This window comes from Bacillus sp. AK031 (assembly GCF_053903065.1).
In genome coordinates this window covers 281,155-298,816 of sequence record NZ_CP096424.1, presented here as the reverse complement: position 1 = coordinate 298,816, position 17,662 = coordinate 281,155, and the positions used below count along the sequence as shown (strand labels likewise).

General features: G+C 41.5%; 16 protein-coding genes and 2 pseudogenes. 13 read left to right on the top strand and 5 right to left on the bottom strand.

Going from position 1 to position 17,662, the window contains the following annotated elements:
* Positions 1–52 precede the first annotated feature (52 nt).
* Positions 53–544, bottom strand: a complete 492-nt coding sequence (locus M1E09_RS01460; protein WP_456273136.1) for a hypothetical protein — start codon at positions 542–544, stop codon at positions 53–55.
* 1,878 nt (positions 545–2,422) lie between these two features.
* Between M1E09_RS01460 and M1E09_RS01455 the strand changes: the two genes are divergently transcribed.
* Together M1E09_RS01455 and M1E09_RS01450 are read left to right on the top strand one after the other, a co-directional pair.
* Positions 2,423–2,827 carry an S-layer homology domain-containing protein gene (locus tag M1E09_RS01455; protein ID WP_456273135.1) on the top strand — a complete coding sequence of 135 codons (405 nt, stop codon included), beginning with the start codon at positions 2,423–2,425 and terminating at the stop codon, positions 2,825–2,827.
* A gap of 6 nt (positions 2,828–2,833) precedes the next feature.
* Positions 2,834–3,469, top strand: a complete 636-nt coding sequence (locus M1E09_RS01450) for an S-layer homology domain-containing protein (protein WP_456273134.1) — start codon at positions 2,834–2,836, stop codon at positions 3,467–3,469.
* 119 nt (positions 3,470–3,588) lie between these two features.
* On the opposite strand, the pseudogene M1E09_RS01445 reads toward M1E09_RS01450, so the two are convergent.
* Positions 3,589–5,162 (bottom strand): annotated as a pseudogene (locus tag M1E09_RS01445) (IS1182 family transposase).
* Between the two features lie 813 nt (positions 5,163–5,975).
* On the opposite strand from M1E09_RS01445, the gene M1E09_RS01440 reads away from it, so the two are divergent.
* The 7 genes from M1E09_RS01440 (at position 5,976) to M1E09_RS01410 (ending at position 12,809) form a co-directional block, all read left to right on the top strand.
* Complete coding sequence (locus M1E09_RS01440; RefSeq protein ID WP_456273133.1) at positions 5,976–6,767, top strand: transporter substrate-binding domain-containing protein; 792 nt, start codon at positions 5,976–5,978, stop codon at positions 6,765–6,767.
* Positions 6,768–6,833: 66 nt separating this feature from the next.
* Positions 6,834–7,478 (top strand): amino acid ABC transporter permease, encoded by a 645-nt coding sequence (locus tag M1E09_RS01435; protein WP_456273132.1) that lies wholly within the window; start codon positions 6,834–6,836, stop codon positions 7,476–7,478.
* Entirely contained in the window at positions 7,475–8,203 is a 729-nt protein-coding gene (locus tag M1E09_RS01430) for an amino acid ABC transporter ATP-binding protein (protein WP_456273131.1), read from the top strand. Before M1E09_RS01435 ends, M1E09_RS01430 begins: the two co-directional genes overlap by 4 nt.
* Positions 8,204–8,367: 164 nt before the next feature.
* Positions 8,368–8,868, top strand: a complete 501-nt coding sequence (locus M1E09_RS01425; RefSeq protein ID WP_456273130.1) for a hypothetical protein — start codon at positions 8,368–8,370, stop codon at positions 8,866–8,868.
* A gap of 416 nt (positions 8,869–9,284) precedes the next feature.
* Positions 9,285–10,760, top strand: a complete 1,476-nt coding sequence (locus tag M1E09_RS01420) for a L,D-transpeptidase (RefSeq protein ID WP_456273129.1) — start codon at positions 9,285–9,287, stop codon at positions 10,758–10,760.
* Between the two features lie 85 nt (positions 10,761–10,845).
* The gene (locus M1E09_RS01415) at positions 10,846–12,387 is read left to right on the top strand and encodes a class I adenylate-forming enzyme family protein (protein ID WP_456273128.1); all 1,542 of its coding nucleotides are present in this window, start codon (positions 10,846–10,848) and stop codon (positions 12,385–12,387) included.
* An 83-nt stretch (positions 12,388–12,470) separates the two neighbouring features.
* Positions 12,471–12,809: a DsrE family protein gene (locus M1E09_RS01410; protein WP_456273127.1), complete on the top strand. Its 339-nt coding sequence runs from the start codon at positions 12,471–12,473 to the stop codon at positions 12,807–12,809.
* A gap of 316 nt (positions 12,810–13,125) precedes the next feature.
* Here the strand turns inward: M1E09_RS01410 and M1E09_RS01405 are convergent, their stop codons facing one another.
* On the bottom strand, positions 13,126–13,332 hold the full coding sequence (locus M1E09_RS01405) for a hypothetical protein (RefSeq protein ID WP_456273126.1): 207 nt from the start codon (positions 13,330–13,332) through the stop codon (positions 13,126–13,128).
* Between the two features lie 199 nt (positions 13,333–13,531).
* Between M1E09_RS01405 and M1E09_RS01400 the strand changes: the two are divergent.
* A pseudogene (locus M1E09_RS01400) lies at positions 13,532–14,538 on the top strand (glycosyl hydrolase family 18 protein); the annotation flags it as partial.
* 513 nt (positions 14,539–15,051) lie between these two features.
* Here the strand turns inward: M1E09_RS01400 and M1E09_RS01395 are convergent.
* Positions 15,052–15,255 (bottom strand): hypothetical protein, encoded by a 204-nt coding sequence (locus M1E09_RS01395; protein WP_456273125.1) that lies wholly within the window; start codon positions 15,253–15,255, stop codon positions 15,052–15,054.
* Between the two features lie 56 nt (positions 15,256–15,311).
* Positions 15,312–15,596 carry a hypothetical protein gene (locus M1E09_RS01390; protein ID WP_456273124.1) on the bottom strand — a complete coding sequence of 95 codons (285 nt, stop codon included), beginning with the start codon at positions 15,594–15,596 and terminating at the stop codon, positions 15,312–15,314.
* A 903-nt stretch (positions 15,597–16,499) separates the two neighbouring features.
* On the opposite strand from M1E09_RS01390, the gene M1E09_RS01385 reads away from it, so the two are divergent.
* The 3 genes from M1E09_RS01385 to M1E09_RS01375 all read left to right on the top strand — a co-directional run bounded on the left by M1E09_RS01385 (position 16,500) and on the right by M1E09_RS01375 (position 17,185).
* Entirely contained in the window at positions 16,500–16,718 is a 219-nt protein-coding gene (locus tag M1E09_RS01385) for a DUF1659 domain-containing protein (RefSeq protein ID WP_456273123.1), read from the top strand.
* Positions 16,719–16,755: 37 nt separating this feature from the next.
* Positions 16,756–16,971 (top strand): DUF2922 domain-containing protein, encoded by a 216-nt coding sequence (locus M1E09_RS01380; RefSeq protein ID WP_456273122.1) that lies wholly within the window; start codon positions 16,756–16,758, stop codon positions 16,969–16,971.
* Positions 16,972–17,044: 73 nt separating this feature from the next.
* Entirely contained in the window at positions 17,045–17,185 is a 141-nt protein-coding gene (locus tag M1E09_RS01375) for a YvrJ family protein (protein ID WP_456273121.1), read from the top strand.
* The last annotated feature ends 477 nt before the right edge of the window (positions 17,186–17,662 follow it).

The window sequence follows — 17,662 nt, the reverse complement described above, 5'->3', positions numbered from 1 at the left end:
GACAAAAGAACTGCTATCTTATTACGATTGGCAGTTCTTTTTATTTATGATATTAAATTGTTAATACATCACTGGTATCCAATGGATCAAGAGTTGAATTATCATCTATTGTGGAGGAATTCTTGGGTATCGCTTCTTCCTTCATTACATCATCATCTTTTTCTTCCACTGGTTCTTTAATTGTTTCTACATCCCAAGCTTCTTCATCAACCAATCCCTGCTCATCTTTTTCATTTTCTTGATTACCTTCTGCTTCATCCTTTTCTTCTACATGTTCTTCTGCTTCATCTTTTATATCTTCAATCTCCTCTTTCAATTCTTCTTCATCTTCATTAACATTACCATCCATGTCTTCCAATTCCTTAACGGCTTCTTCCTCCTCTGGCACTGGGATGGTTGCTTTTAACTTTTCATTGTCAACTGTCAGGGAACACGTTTCATTGACAAAATCTTTGAATGCTTGTACTCGATACTCAATTTTCGTTGTATCACAACCGCCCGATTCATGTCGATTAATATTTACTATGTAAATTTCCAATACCACGAAAAAAGAGAAATCCCAATGCTAAAACAGATTGGGACTGCTCTTTTTTTATTTTACACTCCCGCTCTGAATAATGCCGGTTGCATTCGACAAAACCCTAGGCGTGACACCAAAAAAGAGCGCAGAGACCAGCCTCTACGTTCTCTTTCCTTTCGAATCTATGAAATTCCTAATTTACCTTGTAATCATCATTTAAGTAAATGCCATATTATACTAAATATGTAAATCACTAAGAATAAGGGCTTCTAATGATACCCTTATCGCTTTTTAAAATAAATACAGGTGATTATATTATCAATAGATAGAGCTTTCTCTCCTGCGAAACTAAAAAAACCAACTAACATGTGAGGAAAACGCAATTTACTACTGTAAGCAATATACACTCAAAAGGCAGCTCTCTGCATTTTCAATCAGAGACACAATTAATTTTCAGAACAAAAAAGTTTTTTACCCTATCAAGATTTAAGTTGCACAGATTAAGGAAAGAAAAAGACAGTTAACAGGGGCTTTTAACTCCGGAGATGATATAAGTCTATATAAACAAATAGAAGAGGGAGGCTGATGGATCGTTTCCAATCTATGTAGCAAGAACATCCCCAGCTAATGGGGTCGAGAGAATAAAAAAACTCACCAGAATCCCAAATAAGGTTCGGGACAAGGACCTATTAATCCTGAACAGGTTCACATTAAACAAAAATAGTATAATGAAAAAAATCCCCGGAGGGAGCAGAAAGGAATAGATAATTTTAATAAAATCATTCATATAGAACACCCTTCTAAGGTATATTTCTGAAAACCAGAAACCCACTGCCAGCTTTATTATCTTTATAAAATTAGCATATAAACAAGCCAGCCATTATATACCTTGTTCTATTCAAAAATAACCCCCTTATCAAAGGTTTTTGATCATTCTTTTTTATTAATAGGGGAATACAACAGCTACTACAACTCTCACTTACCATATAATTATGAATAAAAAGGTAAGGAGATCCAGGGTTCTCTTACCTTTTTATTGGTGGCAGCAAATATCCTTGAAATCCACAAAGGAAGCTCCAATTATAGATGAATGGTTAACACAAATGCCATTGTGGAATTCCCTACGAAAAAAGTGACATGCTTTAAATCTTCGGAGTGATCTTTAAATTTATCAAAAGTTATTGCAGATATAACCTATGGAGGCTCAGACTGCAGGAATGTCAGTAGTTCCACAGAACATAAAAATCTCGCCACCTCACTGCCCATCAGGATTAATTTTCAGAGGAATAGTGAGATTGGTGTGAATAACATGAGAAGTGATGTGGGGAAAATTAGCCGGACACAAAAAAAGACATCGACTTTTCCAGGGTCGATGTCTTTTCGCCATTAGCTGGATTACCAACCAAAGGCTCGCCTAAATCATTTATATCACACATTGTCGTTTTTTGTCGATGTTAAAAAGGAGCAGAACTATTTTCCCAATTTCCTATGAATATAGACATCCATCGAACCCTGATATAGCAAGGACTGAAAAGAGTATTGCTCTTAATTCATCTATTCTCAGGTCAAATAGAAAATTCGACAAATATCGAGTAGTGCTGTTATTTAACCATTCAACTATCAATGATGAAATTCGTATTAAGCACTGGAGAAGAGAAATAAATGGAAATTGTTAACTTTATCATTACGCAGATTTGGGAATATAGATTAAATAGACCTCCTCTCTGTGATATAGTGATTCATGAGTATTTTTGTAACTAGTGAAAAACCTCTGTAGTATAAGAATTGCCAGACTAATCTAAACAAGTGAGTAAGATAATGGATGAATAATTTAGGTTTAAAGATAAATCGACAAAACCCGGGGCGTAACTGTCACTCCCCGAAAAATCTAGGAGGATTCACTTGAAAAAAATCACCCTTTCTCTAGCAGCTGCCCTCATGTCCATTTCGGTTACCTCACCAGCCCTGGCTGAGTTTTCAGATGTTTCGTTGTATGAAGAGGAAATTAAGTTTTTAGCAGACAAAGAGATTATCAGAGGATATGACGATGGTACCTTTAAGCCTGAAGACAACCTGCGGAGAATCCATGCCGTTCAGATGTTTTTGCGCGAAATGAGGATAACGGACCTTTCTGCACCCGATCCCGGTTTTAGTGACTTGAAACCTGGTGATTATGGGTATGAAGAAGTCGCAAAAGCGGTTGAGCTAGGTTTTATTTCTGGTAAAACAGCCGCTGATGGAACAAAGTATTTTGATACATGGGGGTCCCTTACCCGTGCCCAGATGGCAAAAATGATGGATATTTGATACAACATGCTTCAGGACCAGCGTATTTCCTTCATTGACGTACCGATGGTTCATTGGGCAAACCCTTATGTAAACAAGTTAGCAACCGCCAATATAACCACTGGATATGATGATAGTACATTCAGGCCGCAAGATTTCTTATCGCGCCAGCATTTTTCCGTTATGATGGCAAGGCTTTTAAATGATGACTTCAAACCAGAAATGAAGAATACAAGCTTTGAACCAGACCATTCCAAGACGTATGTGTATGATATGAAGCCGTATATCTCTTCATTTACGCATTCACATGATAATCTGTGGAGGGAAACGGATGAAACAAATGGTTGGACATCGCCAAGGCTGCGGCCATTCACAGAAACAGCGAATGGAATTGTCTTTGGCAAGCCGCAAATGTCCTTCAGCTTCACCCTTGGTTACCCTGTAAAAGTCGGGCACAGGTGGATGGATCAGAACGCTGTAACAATGGAAATCATATCAGTGAACAGTACCGTCACCACCCCTGCCGGAACATTTACAAATGCCGTAGAGGTACGCGGAAATGGTTATTATCACGAATACTATGCCCCAGGCGTCGGATTGGTAAAATCCACATCTATTCCAGAGGGTCAAGTAATTGCCGAACTTATAGAAATCAGAGATTAATATAAAAACATAAAAAAGAGGCTGGGACATAACTAGCCAAAAATCATGAGAAAAGGGCTTCAATCATCATTTCGGATGATTGAAGCCCTTTTCTTTCATTACTCTCGAAGATTCATGGATTAGGTTACGTTCCTGGCAGTCAACTTTCTCAAGTTTACCGCCATCAGCGCGAAGCCCATTTCATTTTGCACGCGCTCCTTGCCTCTGACCGATAATCTTGTGAAACCTAAATTAGCCTTCAGAAATCCAAAAACTGGTTCTACGTCGATTTTACGTCGCCCGTAGATTTCACCCGTTTTCTGGTCTGAAAGCAGTGTTCTTATCTTCTCTTTTTGTTGTTCCCATTTTTCATTGAGTAATAGTTTTCGATGATTTCCTTCCTTGCCTTCGTGCACTCAGAACGGAAAGGACATCCCGTACAGCTTTCGCACTCATACACCTTAAACTCCCGAGAAAAGCCGTTTCGGTCTGTTTTGTGTGACAGGTGGCGGAATGTGAGTCGTTGATTATTCGGGCAAGTAAATGAATCGGTTTCTTCATCATACTTCCAATTGGCCGTAGTGAATGCATTCTTTTGAGCCCTTTTCGTTTTCTCTTTGCGGTACATGTTGTAGGTAATCAGTGGCGTAGCTGTTCGATTTTCAAAGACATCCTCATAATTTTCTTCACTCCCATAACCAGCGTCAGCCACTACGTATTTTGGGAGTTTAAAGAAGTGATTTTCGATCGTATTCAGAAATGGAATGAACGTCCGTGTATCGGTCGGATTAGGGAAAACATCATAGGCAAGAGCGTACTGCCCTTCGCTCGCAATTTGTACATTGTAGCCAGCTTTTAGTTGTCCATTCTTCATGTAATCGTCCTTCATCCGCATAAAGGTGGCGTCGCGATCAGTCTTAGAATAACTGTTGCGCGTACCGAAAGTGGCCATGGCCCGTTCATACTTTTGTTTGCGTGCGACAAAATCCTTAAACTGTTTGAGGATTTGCTTGGGCACTTTACGTGCTGAGCGAAGCTGTTTCCGTTCGCTTACGTCCTTACTGGATTCGATGGTTCGAGTGAGTTCATCAACGGTGCCTTCCAGTTTCCCCACTACTTCAGTCAGATCTTCTGTAGAAAGTACTTCCGGACTTTCCCGTTCTATTTCAGGTATGATTTCCTTTTCCACTAGCTCATCATATAGTTGATTCGATTTTTCGATAAGACCAGCACTATATTTCTCCACCGATTTTCGCCAAACGAACGTGAACTTATTGGCATTGGCTTCAAGTTTGGTGCCATCAATGAAGATCGCTTCACCATCAATATGCTTTTCCTTAACGAGATGGCAGCGAAATTGAACAAAACACTCACGAAGAAGAGCTTTTACTTCTGGACAGACACGAAACCGGTTAATCGTGCGGTAGCTCGGTTCATGCCCTTGGGCCAGCCACATCATCCGGTCACTATCGCCGAGGAGAGCTTCAATTTTCCTTCCTGAGAAAACGGATTGGGTATAGGCACATAAAATAATCTTCATCATCATACGTGGGTGGTAAGCAGGGCAGCCTGTGCTTCGTATGAACGATTCGAAGGCTTCGTGTGGAATTTGCTCGACGAGGTCGTGCACGGAGAAGGCAATATCATTTTTTTGAAGTTTGATTTCTAAATCCAGGGGCAAAACCACTTGATTCATGATATAATTTTTAAACATAAGGACCCTTCTTTCAGATGGAATTTTATGTGGTAACTTTATTTTATCAGAAGAGGTCCTTATTTTAATTCAAAAAATAATCAAAGCCGGTGAAATTTTACTCGTCGTAAAATTTCACCGGCTTTTTCATCTTAGAGGAGGGTTTTGTCCCAGCCTCTTTCTTTCGACAAATTCCGGGTGGTAACGCCCCAAACATCTAACTCCTCCAAATAGAAAATGAACATTTATCCCTCTAAGCTATTCGACATACGAAACCCTCAAAATCTGCAAAGCCTTCTTTCAACATTCCAGGAATGGTAAGCAGCAAGGAACCGCCGCTAAAAACCAGAGAGATAAAGAGTGCTACCCTTTCTTCCTCAATCTGTCCTTAACTATTAATTCCATAATAGTTCCCGAGACAACCTAGCAAGTGTAATCAATACAAGTATTGATAGTAATAAAGAATCTGTATCAAACAAAAGATAATTCACAGAAAAAACCACAAGTGACAAAGCCAGTTTGTTAGCATTCCCCTTGATCATAAGTTTAACCCGCTCTCAAAGTCGCCACCTTTGATAAGATCAGTGTACAAAAGCGGATATCACCTGCTTTCTAGAATTTTTTAAGGCTGAGAAAAACTTGTGATTCGACAAAAAACGAGTAGCGACAGTATCGCCCCACATACCTTCCAGAGAAGAATGAAGTACACTCTCCATCCATTCAACATTTATCGAGACGTGACAATCACCATATGTTTATCTTTTGAAATACAGGGTAATGATTTGTTATGGTAATTATATACAGAATTATCAATCTATTTTTTGGAGGGGTTCGATGAAGAAAGGAAGTTTATTTAGTTTACTAATGGCTCTTGTGCTGGTTCTGGCAGCATGCGGAACGAACAACGCCGCGAATGACAGCGGGGATGAAGGTTCGGGCGACAATGGAGGTACTACATACACGGTGGGAACAGATACGACTTATCCCCCTTTTGAATTTGAAGAAGGCGGAGAGTATAAAGGAATTGATATTGACCTGATCAGGGCAATTGCAGAAGAAGAAGGGTTCAATATTGAATTAAAGCCAATGGACTTCGGCGGTATCATCCCTGCCATCCAGGCAGATCAGCTCGATGTAGCCATCGCAGGGATGAGTATCACAGATGAGCGAAAAGAAAAAGTGGATTTTTCTGATCCATACTTTGACGCCGGCCTGACTCTGGTAGTCTCTGAAGATAACAATGATATTACAAGTGTCGAAGATTTAGAGGGTAAAATCGTTGCAGTTAAAAATGGTACGACAGGCGCTGACAAAGCTGAAGAACTGAAAGATGAAGTCGGCATCAAGGAAATCCGCCAATTCAATGACAGCCCGTCCATGTTCCAGGAAGTCGCCAACGGAAATGCTGACGTACTGATTGAGGATTATCCGGTAATTGCCTATGCCATCAAAACGAAAGATCTTGGCTTGAAAACAGTCGGAGACCGCCTGAACGGTGACCAATATGGTATAGCTGTGTTGAAGGGTGAAAATCAGGAATTACTTGATAAAATCAACAGTGGACTTCAAAAGCTTCGCGACAGCGGTGAATATGATGAGATCCTGAACCGCTACCTGGAAGAGTAAAACTACACAGCGCGCCCTGCTGCGCGCTGTCTTTTTTAAATTACACAGCACGAAAGGAGAAAAGCCATGGATGTCATAATAGAAATACTCCCGATGTTATGGGATGGATTACAACTTACTGCTTACATAACTGTCATTGGTTTGCTGTTAGGGTTCATTCTGGGATTGGTCGTGGCACTGTTCCGCTTATCACCGATTGCACCTTTAAAGTGGATCGCCATATGGTTCATTAACTTCGTTCGGGGAACTCCCTTCCTGGTTCAATTGTTCTTTATCTATTTCGGTTTGAACTCACTCGATTTCGTTTCACTCAATCCGATCCCGGCCGGAATCATTGGGATTACCATAAATGCCGGTGCCTATATTGCTGAAATCATACGTGCAGGGATCCAATCGATCGATAAAGGCCAGACAGAGGCAGCAAGGACACTAGGGCTGTCGAGTGGCCAGACAATGCGCTATATCGTTCTGCCGCAGGCCTTAAGAAGAATGCTTCCCGCCTTTGTCAATCAGGCTATCATAAGCCTGAAAGATACCTCGCTGCTGTCCGTTATCAGTGTTGCAGAGCTGACACAAAGAGGACAGACGGCGGTCTCTGCCACTTTTGAAGCCTTTAAAATTTGGGGAACCGTCGCACTAATGTATTTCGTCCTCATTTACCTTCTTACTAAACTCGGTGACTTCATAGAAAGGAGATATGAACTGCGATGAGTGTCATACAAGTGAGAAACCTTAAGAAATCCTTTGGTGACCTCGAAGTGTTAAAAGATATCAGCACAGAGGTCAATGAACAGGAAGTGGTATGTGTGGTCGGCCCTTCTGGTTCCGGGAAAAGCACCTTCCTCAGGTGCTTAAATAAACTGGAGGAAATTACTGGCGGCAATGTAATTGTAAATGGAAAAGATATTACCGATCCAAAAATCAATATCAATAAAATCAGGCAGGAAACAGGCATGGTGTTTCAGCACTTTAACCTCTTCCCACATAAAACAGTGCTGCAAAACATTACTCTGGCTCCTATGAAAACAAAAGGGGTCGACAAAGAATCCGCAAAAAAAACAGCAACGGAACTGCTGAAAAAAGTAGGTCTTGAGGCAAAAGCAGACAGCTATCCTGGAGAGTTATCAGGCGGACAAAAACAGCGTGTTGCCATAGCACGTGCCCTCGCAATGGAGCCAAAAGTCATGCTGTTCGATGAACCGACTTCAGCACTTGACCCAGAAATGATCGGCGAGGTTCTCGAAGTCATGAAAGACCTCGCCCGCGAAGGAATGACGATGGTGGTCGTTACTCACGAAATGGGCTTTGCCAGGGAAGTTGGAGACCGTGTCATCTTCATGGACGGTGGTTATATTGTCGAAGAGGATGTGCCCAGTGAGTTGTTTGGAAATCCAAAGAATGAGCGGACTAAGGCTTTTCTTGGAAAGGTATTATAACAAAAGAGTATCAGCCCTTGCTGATACTTTTTTATTCGACAAAAACCGATGCGTGCCTGTCATGCGCTTATTCAAAATGCTATAGTTTAGTTGAAGAAGAACCCTTACCAAAAAAATTAATAAAGACCCTCTTTAAATAAATTTTGTGGTGAGGAGCGAAAAGTATGAACATAGAAGAGTACAAAAAATATCGCCAGGTACAGGTGCACATAAACACGAATATCATCGATTCAGTACCAGCGCAGCATATTTTGAAAGCTGCGGAGATATTAATTATGAGGATGAACGGGAAAGTCAGTGTTCCTACCAACTTAAAGTCAGATTTCCTTTGGGAATTCCTTATTCATGAAAAGTTTACAGACCAGAAGCCTATCATTTTTGATGAAAACTATACGGATTCCTTCAATGAAGAAACTCAAAAAGAAGTAATAGAAGCCGTGAGAAATTCCTTTACTTCCCTTTATTCCATCCATTCCATAGACATTGAAAATCATTTGATTTACTTGGAAGATATCTACCAGTCTTCAAGCGGCATCATACCAGTAACTGATATAGGCCTGAGTCATTCGCTTGCAAAACTAAAAACCGGCTTATTGCTGTTTGTGAGAATCATCCCTTTTGACAAGTTCAATATGCTGGAAGCTATGAAGAAGTATAATCATTAAAAGTAACTTTTAACACATTAACGGGTTAAGAGGGACTGTCCCTTTTAGCCCGTTAATGTGTTAATAAACTAAAATTCAGATGGGATTCCCTCTCCTAAATCCTACTGAATATTTCCTTGAAGAACAGTGTCAAGACCTCCTCCACCTTTAACCTGTTAATAGATTAGCTGTATAAAACTTACACACTCTTCGTACCATACAGAACCTAATTGCTTATGTTCCAAGCCCCGACTTCTTCTACCACCCTATTGTTCTTAATAAAGAAAATTCTCTTTACTTTCCCCTTTAAATATTGTACAGTATGTTTAACACTAAGTTCATTATAAAGAACAAGAAGAGCATAATAAAGTACGTGAACCCCTGCTCCTTTTTTAGGGGACAGATTCCTGAGACTTTAAAGAAAGGAAGGATAGAACATGAGCCTTTTTGACAGCCATGTAAAAAAGAACCTGGTAAAACTGCACAAAAATCTATATATATCGAAAAGCGACCCTCAGTATTTTGAAAAATTCCTCCGGTATAAAGACCCTCAATCTCCTGAGGCTCACTACCACCTTGCAAAAAAGTGGGAAGAAGAAGGAGTGTTGGCCAAGGCTTATCATCACTATCAAAAAGCCGCTCAGACGGACTCCCCCTACTATTTCAAGGCGAAAACAGCCTGTAAGTCCATTGAGGAACTGATGAAATCAGTGGATCATGATCACGAACTGGAAGTCCCCACTAAAATACCCTTTCACCTGAAAACCGTCATTGCGTCTCTTGTCTTATTAAACCTTTTTATTTTAGGAATGGTACTCTGGAAAGCGGACTCGATGAGAATGATGGCTTCGAGCTTGCTGGATTGGGATACGGGCATGGAAGTTGTATATGAAAGTGAAGATATCCCTTATGTTTTCTACTTCCCAGAAGATACCACACCCAAAGAAGTTGAGGAGTCATTATATGATAGAGCCGTCAGCATGGGCAATGAGCTATCAAATAAGAATGTGCTTTTGTATGGTGTTATGACAACGGATGCTGACCTGTCGCTGGAAGTGCTGCCTTTAAAGAGTGCTCAAATAAAAGATCAGGCGTTCGTCATTGCTGAATACAATTCCACACTTGATCAACCTGTCCGGATACGTTTCTTAAAGAATCTTCACGCATCGAACGACGCCTATTCACATACCTACATCAGTACAAACCTGTTGAGGACTGCTTTGAAGGCATATATTGATGAAAAGGGGACGCCCCCTCCTGAGCTTGCCTCTCTTGCAGGTGATTATCCCGACAATTATCTCAGCTTTATTCCAAAAGAACTCTTTTTAAACTCGAACCAGGCCTCCCCCGCTTTTTCCGGTAATGGGGGCTGGGTCTACAATAAGAATGCTGAAACTTTAGACGAAATGATCTATCCAAATATTAAGGAAAAATCCTCGAATTCCTCGGTAAAAATTCCGTTCAATCCGGTTAAGGTGACCATCGCCAAAGACTCGTTTACCCTTATGGTTGAAAGCTCCCCCTATATAATAAGCAAGAAAACAGTCGGTCTTGGCAAAAACGACTCCACTCCTGAAGGAACATTCTTCGTTCAAAACAGGGTATTGCAGCCTGAGGGAATTCACAAAAATATGTTTGGTGAAGCAGGACTCGGAATGGGCGAGTATGCCATCCACGGCACCTACGATACAGAATCCATCAGCAAGGAAAAATCACTCGGATGTATCCGACTCTTAAATGAAGATGTGCAGGACATCTTTGATTTTGTACCAAAAGGAGCGGCCGTTTCTATCGTAAAAAACACTCCATCTGAGACGGGACTACCCATAATTGCAAACCTGGATGTTCTCTCACCACAGGAAAAGCCAATAATAAACCAAATAGCAAACGAAGTCTTTGGATGGGCAGGCTGAGCCCATCCTTCTTTATTTGTCTATTATCTGAATATTTTGTACAATATCCATATACCTAAACTCACTTCAAAAAGGATGTGCTAGTGTGCTAACGTTTGGATCGATTATGAATCAGAATGCAAAGAAATTCAGGGAAAAAGACGCAATGATTTTCAAGGATCAGCGCTGGTCCTATAGTCAACTGAACAATCGCGCAAACCAACTCGCAAACGCTTTCCTTTCTAAAGGTTATAAGAAGGGCGACAAAGTTTCTGTGATGATGAAGAACCATTCCGCTTACATAGAAATCATCACCGCACTGTCAAAGATAGGCGTCATAATCGTTCCTATCAACTATAGGTTAGTAGGTTCAGAGATTGAGTATATCGTTACAAACTCAGAAAGCCGCGGCTTCATCACAACCAATGAATACGCAGCTGAAATCGAAAAACTCTTCCCTCAATTAAATGGTTTAGAAGATGTGATAGTGGTTGATGGTACATCACAAGAAAACATGATCAATTATGAAACTTTCATCGAACGGGGATCCATAGCAGAACCTGAAGTACATGTAGATGAAACAGATACTCTTTACCTTGGCTACACGTCGGGGACGACCGGAAAACCAAAAGGTGTGGTAATCTCCCACCGCTCTCGCATGCTCACGGGTATGGCTGCCGCTTATGAATACAAAATCGATGAATCCGATATTCATATCGTGCCTGGCCCTATCTACCACGCTGCCCCATGGATCTTCCTGATGATGCAGTTGATTTCTGGCGGCACCCTCGTCATCCAGGAGTCCTTTGATCCAGAAGAATTCCTTGCCGATGTAGAGAAATACAAAGCGACCAACACGTTCATGGCGCCGACAATGTTCAACTTCCTTGTGAGTTTGGACGGAGAAACGAAGGCCAAGTATGATGTCAGCTCCATGAGGGTGTTGATTTCGGCCGGGTCCGCCCTGCCAACGCAAACGAAGCTGGATGTCCTTGATTTCTTCCCGGAAGTCGACCTTCATGAATTTTACGGATCAACCGAAAGTGCCATCACCCTTAACATCAAACCGAAAGATATCCGCCGACAAGACCGCTGTGTCGGACAGCCGTTCCCGCTGGTCGAATGCCTGATTTTAGATGATGAAAAAAAGCCTGTGCAAACCGGTGAAATCGGCGAATTATATATCAAATCTCCCTATTTGCTGGATGAATATTATAAAAATCCAGAAGCCAACGAAGCTTCTTTCAGAGACGGCTACTTCACAGTCGGTGACATGGCCCTGCAGGATGAAGAAGGATATTATTATATCGTCGACCGCAAGAAGGATATGCTGATCAGCGGCGGTGTCAACATCTATCCAAGGGAAATTGAAGAAGCGCTTTATTCACACCCTGGCATCCTTGATGTCGCCGTTATCGGGATCCCGGATCCGGTATGGGGAGAATCCGTCAAAGCGATCGTCGTTCCACGAGAAGGAACAGCCCTCTCAGAAGAAGAAATTATCAATTACTGCGAAGGAAAAATCGCCAGCTACAAGAAGCCAAAATCCGTTGACTTTGTAAAAGAGCTGCCGCGCAACCCATCCGGTAAAATCCTGAAGGTTGAATTGCGCTCTCAATATTGGGACAATAACCAAGTCAAAATATAAGGGGCCATGGCGATACAGAGGGAGTCAGATGGACAGCTCTGTCCCTCTGTGCCTATCGTCCTGTCAAAAAGGAGATTATACATATGAAAAACAAAGTGATCCTAGTCAGTTCCGACCAACTTGGCAACGGAGATAAAGACCTTGGCGAAGGAGTGCTAGAAACCTTCATCACCTTATTAAAACAACGTGATGAAAAGCCGGAAGCGATTTTTTTAATGAACCGCGGAGTATTGACGCTAACCGAGCAGTCGCTTGTCTCTGTCCATTTAAAAGAGATCGCCGAACAAGGTGTACCGGTTTACGCTTGCAAGACCTGCGTTGACTATTATGAAGTGGAAGAACAGTTAATTGTCGGAGAAATCAGCGGAATGGGGCATTTCATTGAACTTGCCAGTAAACATGAAGTATTGACGATTGCGTGAATCCAGATATGATTATCAGCTTCCTTCTATGGAAGCTGATACCGATTTTCTGTCGTCTCTGAACAATTGTACACTCTCCCTCCACCCATTAAACAGGAATTTCCCTGTAGCTAATGTACAAGTTGTTATAAATGCTAGACCATGAATAAACCGCGGAATTGCCACTCTATAAATAGAGAAAGGTCCCGCTCCAAGCTTGTCTTTAAGGTATTGGATATTGAAGAATTTCCGGTATGATTTCCTTTCTGCATAAAGCTTGCAGCAGTTCATTAATAGATCTGTCTGCAATATAAGTGCAGCTCCACTTTATTTAAGCTTAATAAATGTCTTCAAAGGCAGGTACGAGTTTCATCAAACCTAACACATACCGTTCCACTAATGGCTTCTTTACAAACTTCTGCCGCACTCTCCCATTTTCTTCTACTGAGATAATATTAGCCGCTGCTTTCCCCTTTAAGGTTGAAACTCTTTTCTTAGACCCAGCAATTTGAACAACCTCATCCCATAAAGTGTCAATTTCCATCCTTACCATCCCTTTCTTATATGTTTAATAGGGTCTTCATCCATCCTTTGGGTAAAATACCCAAATTTATTTAGTAATACTTTACTATAGTAAAAATGAGCCAGCTAGTATTTTTAAAAGTTTCTGAAAAGCATTTGAGTGAAAATCAAAATGAACAAATTGAGTGACGTGGATCTCATCCTTCCTGCATCTCCCCCCAGAAAATCAAATGGAGAACCCTAATCTGATCTATCCTGGAATCCAGCTGGCCATCCCGAGTTCCAAACCGTCCATAGAAGCCAATGCCTATACATACCAGGCACCTGAAGCAGCAGCTCAATCAATAGAAGAATTAAACCCGCTCCTTACGTATCTCAGTCCGTTCGCCTATATGATTACGCAGAACGGAACTCTCAGTCCAATGCGTGATGAATTAATGGTCGAAACGGCGCTAGAAAATAATGTGGCCCCTATCCTGTCGATCACCAACTTCACCACAACGGAAGCCGGGTCCAACCTCGCTCACACGTTCTCGCCACTCCGGAATATAGAGAAAACCTGTTAAGTGACGCACTCAGAATAATGAAAGCCAAAGGCTATCAGGGACTTAACATCGCCTTTGAAAATGTACTGCCCGAGGACCGCGGGCTGTATAACCAATTCCTCCAGCAGGCAGTCGACCGCCTTCACCCGCAAAGATATTTCCTCTCAACTGCGGTAGCCCCGAAAGTAAGTGCCGCTTAGGCAGGACTGCTGTATACCGCCCATGACTATGAGGCACACGGAAGGATCGCCGACTTTGTCGTACTCATGACCTATGAATGGGACTACCGAATGGGACCGCCGCAAGCCATATCGCCGATCAACCAGATGAGTCGTGTCGTCGAATATGCACTGTCGGTCATGCCTGCTGAAAAAATCTTCTTAGGCTTCCAAATATACGCTCGTGATTGGAAGATCCTGCACGTTCAAGGAACAGAAGCCGAAACCTTCAGCCCGCAAGAAGCCATTCGCCGCGCCGTAAAATACGGAGCGACCATTCAATACGACACAACCACCCAGTCACCATACGTCCGTTATGTAGATGAACAAGGCCAAGGCCATGAAGTATGGTTCGAGGATGCCCGCAGTGCGCAAGCCAAGTTCGATATGATCAAGCAATACAACCTGCGCGGAGTCAGCTACTGGGCATTGCTTAATGATAACTTCACAATTAAGAAACTGTGAACATTAAAAAGAGGCAGAAAATAAGTTCAAAACTAGTTGATTTATGTATATAACTTCAAAAAAACGCATGAGATCAAGGTTTATAGTCTTGATCTCATGCATTCATTTCCGAGTTCCACATCTAATACCTTGTTAAATAAGTCCCCCTGTCCTTCATTCTTTCAGACTAGCTATTATAAACAACAGTTCAACAACTACCACCAAATCCGCTCTCCTCTTAATATTTAATATAGGTAGCACAAAGAACGACACAATCGTGGAATCTTTTTCAAAAGGAGTACGTGAGTTGATTTCTCATCAATTAAGTCCTCATAGGAATCTACCTCCAGTGCGGCATGTTTCAGCCACCAGTTGCCAAGTACTGTTTTAGGATCTTTCACTGGCTCTGCAAAGGTAAAGGATCCTGCAATCAAAAGTGTGGCATAGAAGGGTGTCGGGAATGGAAAAACTGGATGTTCACTGCAATGACTTGCATTATTTCCTTCTTTCTAATTTATCTTTATTGCTATACGGCTAAAACATGAATTGAGGAATAAAAGTACCATTAGCATTTGGTGACTGGTTGATATTCTTGCTTGATTCGGTCCTAGGAGCATTCCCAAGCACAGGAAGAGGATTCCCCCCTGAAAAGATAGAGTCTAAATCCCTTAACAATAATATCGAGTTGTCCACCACTGACCGTACATCCTCTATTGACTTAATGATCTCCTGTTGCATTCTTATCCCCTCCTATAATTCCACTCAGAAATTTATATACTCTTCAAAAGACCAATTCATAGTTCAGGCGGTTGGTTATACTGCCAGGAGGCAGCATCAACCGTTAACAGTTGTGAAAACCCTTCAAAACTGACAAGATTCTTCCTTTCTAATACTCTCATTACACCCTGAATAACGAGGTTATCCTGTTGGGAACATCCATCCGAATACTTCAAAAACTGATAGATCCCTTTCCAAGAAAGCCAGTACATATCTTCAAGGTAAAAATCAAGATGGCCATGATGAATAGATTGATAGCTCTTGATAATGTTTCCTTCGGGTATATGGGTATCATTCGTCAATGGTTAGCTTTTTCGGGCTAGGTCCCTTGTCCTTAATGTCAGGGTGTTGCTGTAAAACCTTCTGAAAAGTGGTAACTGATTTTCATCTTAAGTAAATCTGTCCCCCAGGGTTTCAATTGAGTATCGATTTCTTATCTCTTTTTCTTTTTTATCTTTCTTAAGTTCTTCTTGTTGTACAGCAGCTGCTTTCCCGTCGTACTCCAACTGTTCAGCAGCCGTTCTGCCGTTTTTAAAAAAATCCTTCCCTATTACCCTGACAAATTGTCAAAGCGTCCCGTATTTCGCTTCCGCTTTAAAAATCCAAGCTCCATTAGGTAGTTGCCGCTACGCTTAATCGTGCTCTTCGACCGGAACCTTAAAGTTGCCGTGCGCCACATAAATCAAACCCCTCTGCAAGTAATTAATATGACCGTATGTATTACCCTCTTTCTACTTTTATCTCATCCACCAAAACCAAATCCTTTACTATAGTCGGGGAGAGAAGCAGCAGATGTTGGTTCCTTGAAAGCTGCTTTTCATCAATAGGTCATATGGACCCGTGCCGCTGCAAGTCTGCTGCCCATAAAGGTCATACTGCCTTTTCTGTCACCCTTACACGTTTTCGGATTGCCTCTTAACCTTCTATTTTCCTTTACTGATATGTCTGTAAGACTATCGATTATAAGAAAGGCTGAATATCAAATCTGTTACTGATCACACCTGATAGCCGACTGTCGTATCCAGTGATTAGCTTAAGAGTAACGTGCAGAAATGGAGGAAACCGCGAGGACGTTGAGTCATTATTCCTTTTAAGATAACAGCCGCCAGAAAGGTACCGATTTACTTTGTCCTGAAAAATTAAAAATCCGGGGTGTCCTTTTCCTTCCCTCCTCTCTATATAGAAACTGAAGGGAGGTGAGGCAAATGGCAACTTCAGATTTAACAAGTATTAAACTGAGAATGGTCTATGATAACGGAGTGGATGAGAATGGCAAGCCGCAGTACTCAAACAAGACTTACTCCAATATCAACTACTCTTCAACACCAGACGAAATACTTCAAGCTGCTCAATCTCTAGCGGGATTAAGCGAAAAGCCGCTTGTGCAGATCGAGAAGAATGACAGTTATGACATCAACGCGTAAGGAGTGTTGAAGATTAATAGGAAGGAGGTGAAACGTAATGGCTAAAACATTGGAACTGCAATTTCTTACCCAGCTTGGAAAAACGGCACGAATTTCAATTAATGACCCTGTCGAGCCAGTAGATACTGAACAAGTAATGCAGGTAATGGACACATTAATCGCAACGAATGTCTTCCAAAGCAACAGTGGTGCTCTTGTAGCTGTTGAGGGCGCTCGTGTGATCGAGCGTAATGTCACGGAATACGAAGTGTAATGGATGAAAGGTGCCCCTCGGCTTTGGCTAAAGGGCACCTTTTTTTATAAAAAAACTGAAGGAGGTGACCATTTTGGAACAAGTGATTTCGTTCGTCTCAGAAGTGGGATTTCCGATTGTCGTGACAATGTATCTGCTTCATAGAATAGAAACGAAGCTTGAAGCTGTCATTGCATCTATTAGGCTGCTGCCGCAAGAGATGAAGAATCAATAATGGAAGGGAAAGAAAAAAGACATGTCACGATGACATGTCTTTTATGAAGAACAACCGATTTTCATGTGTCCCTCTGTCTCTCATACGCTCCCCGTCCACCACATAAAACCAATGAATTCCGACCTATTAACCTACTGATAATTTGTATGAGTTATATATTTATCGTAAATAAACAGAGTGATTATTTCATGGAAAGAAGAGATTCAAATGACGATGCTGAAAGTATTGCCCATGACACCAGAGTTAATGATTATTGAGTTTAACCGAAAGCTGAAAAAGCTTTCTTCCTCGATTACCCCCCCTCGAAAAAGAGGTTGATCTACCACAGTCAAGCATATGTATGATATTCGAGATGAATACCTTCCGAAGTGTGGCACAATTTTTAACAGACTTTTTTATCGCGGAATAAACCTTCCTGAACGGAAGGTTTTTTTTATGGCATCTATCTATTTTTACGGTAATTTGCTATTCTATTCT

Bases quoted from the DNA above. Each gene is read 5' to 3' on its own strand.
- M1E09_RS01405 (WP_456273126.1), bottom strand. From the start codon at position 13,332: ATGGAAATTGACACTTTATGGGATGAGGTTGTTCAAATTGCTGGGTCT.
- M1E09_RS01430 (WP_456273131.1), top strand. From the start codon at position 7,475: ATGAGTGTCATACAAGTGAGAAACCTTAAGAAATCCTTTGGTGACCTC.
- M1E09_RS01410 (WP_456273127.1), top strand. From the start codon at position 12,471: ATGAAAAACAAAGTGATCCTAGTCAGTTCCGACCAACTTGGCAACGGA.
- M1E09_RS01425 (WP_456273130.1), top strand. From the start codon at position 8,368: ATGAACATAGAAGAGTACAAAAAATATCGCCAGGTACAGGTGCACATA.
- M1E09_RS01435 (WP_456273132.1), top strand. From the start codon at position 6,834: ATGGATGTCATAATAGAAATACTCCCGATGTTATGGGATGGATTACAA.
- M1E09_RS01380 (WP_456273122.1), top strand. From the start codon at position 16,756: ATGGCTAAAACATTGGAACTGCAATTTCTTACCCAGCTTGGAAAAACG.
- M1E09_RS01420 (WP_456273129.1), top strand. From the start codon at position 9,285: ATGAGCCTTTTTGACAGCCATGTAAAAAAGAACCTGGTAAAACTGCAC.
- M1E09_RS01395 (WP_456273125.1), bottom strand. From the start codon at position 15,255: ATGCAACAGGAGATCATTAAGTCAATAGAGGATGTACGGTCAGTGGTG.
- M1E09_RS01450 (WP_456273134.1), top strand. From the start codon at position 2,834: ATGCTTCAGGACCAGCGTATTTCCTTCATTGACGTACCGATGGTTCAT.
- M1E09_RS01440 (WP_456273133.1), top strand. From the start codon at position 5,976: ATGAAGAAAGGAAGTTTATTTAGTTTACTAATGGCTCTTGTGCTGGTT.
- M1E09_RS01385 (WP_456273123.1), top strand. From the start codon at position 16,500: ATGGCAACTTCAGATTTAACAAGTATTAAACTGAGAATGGTCTATGAT.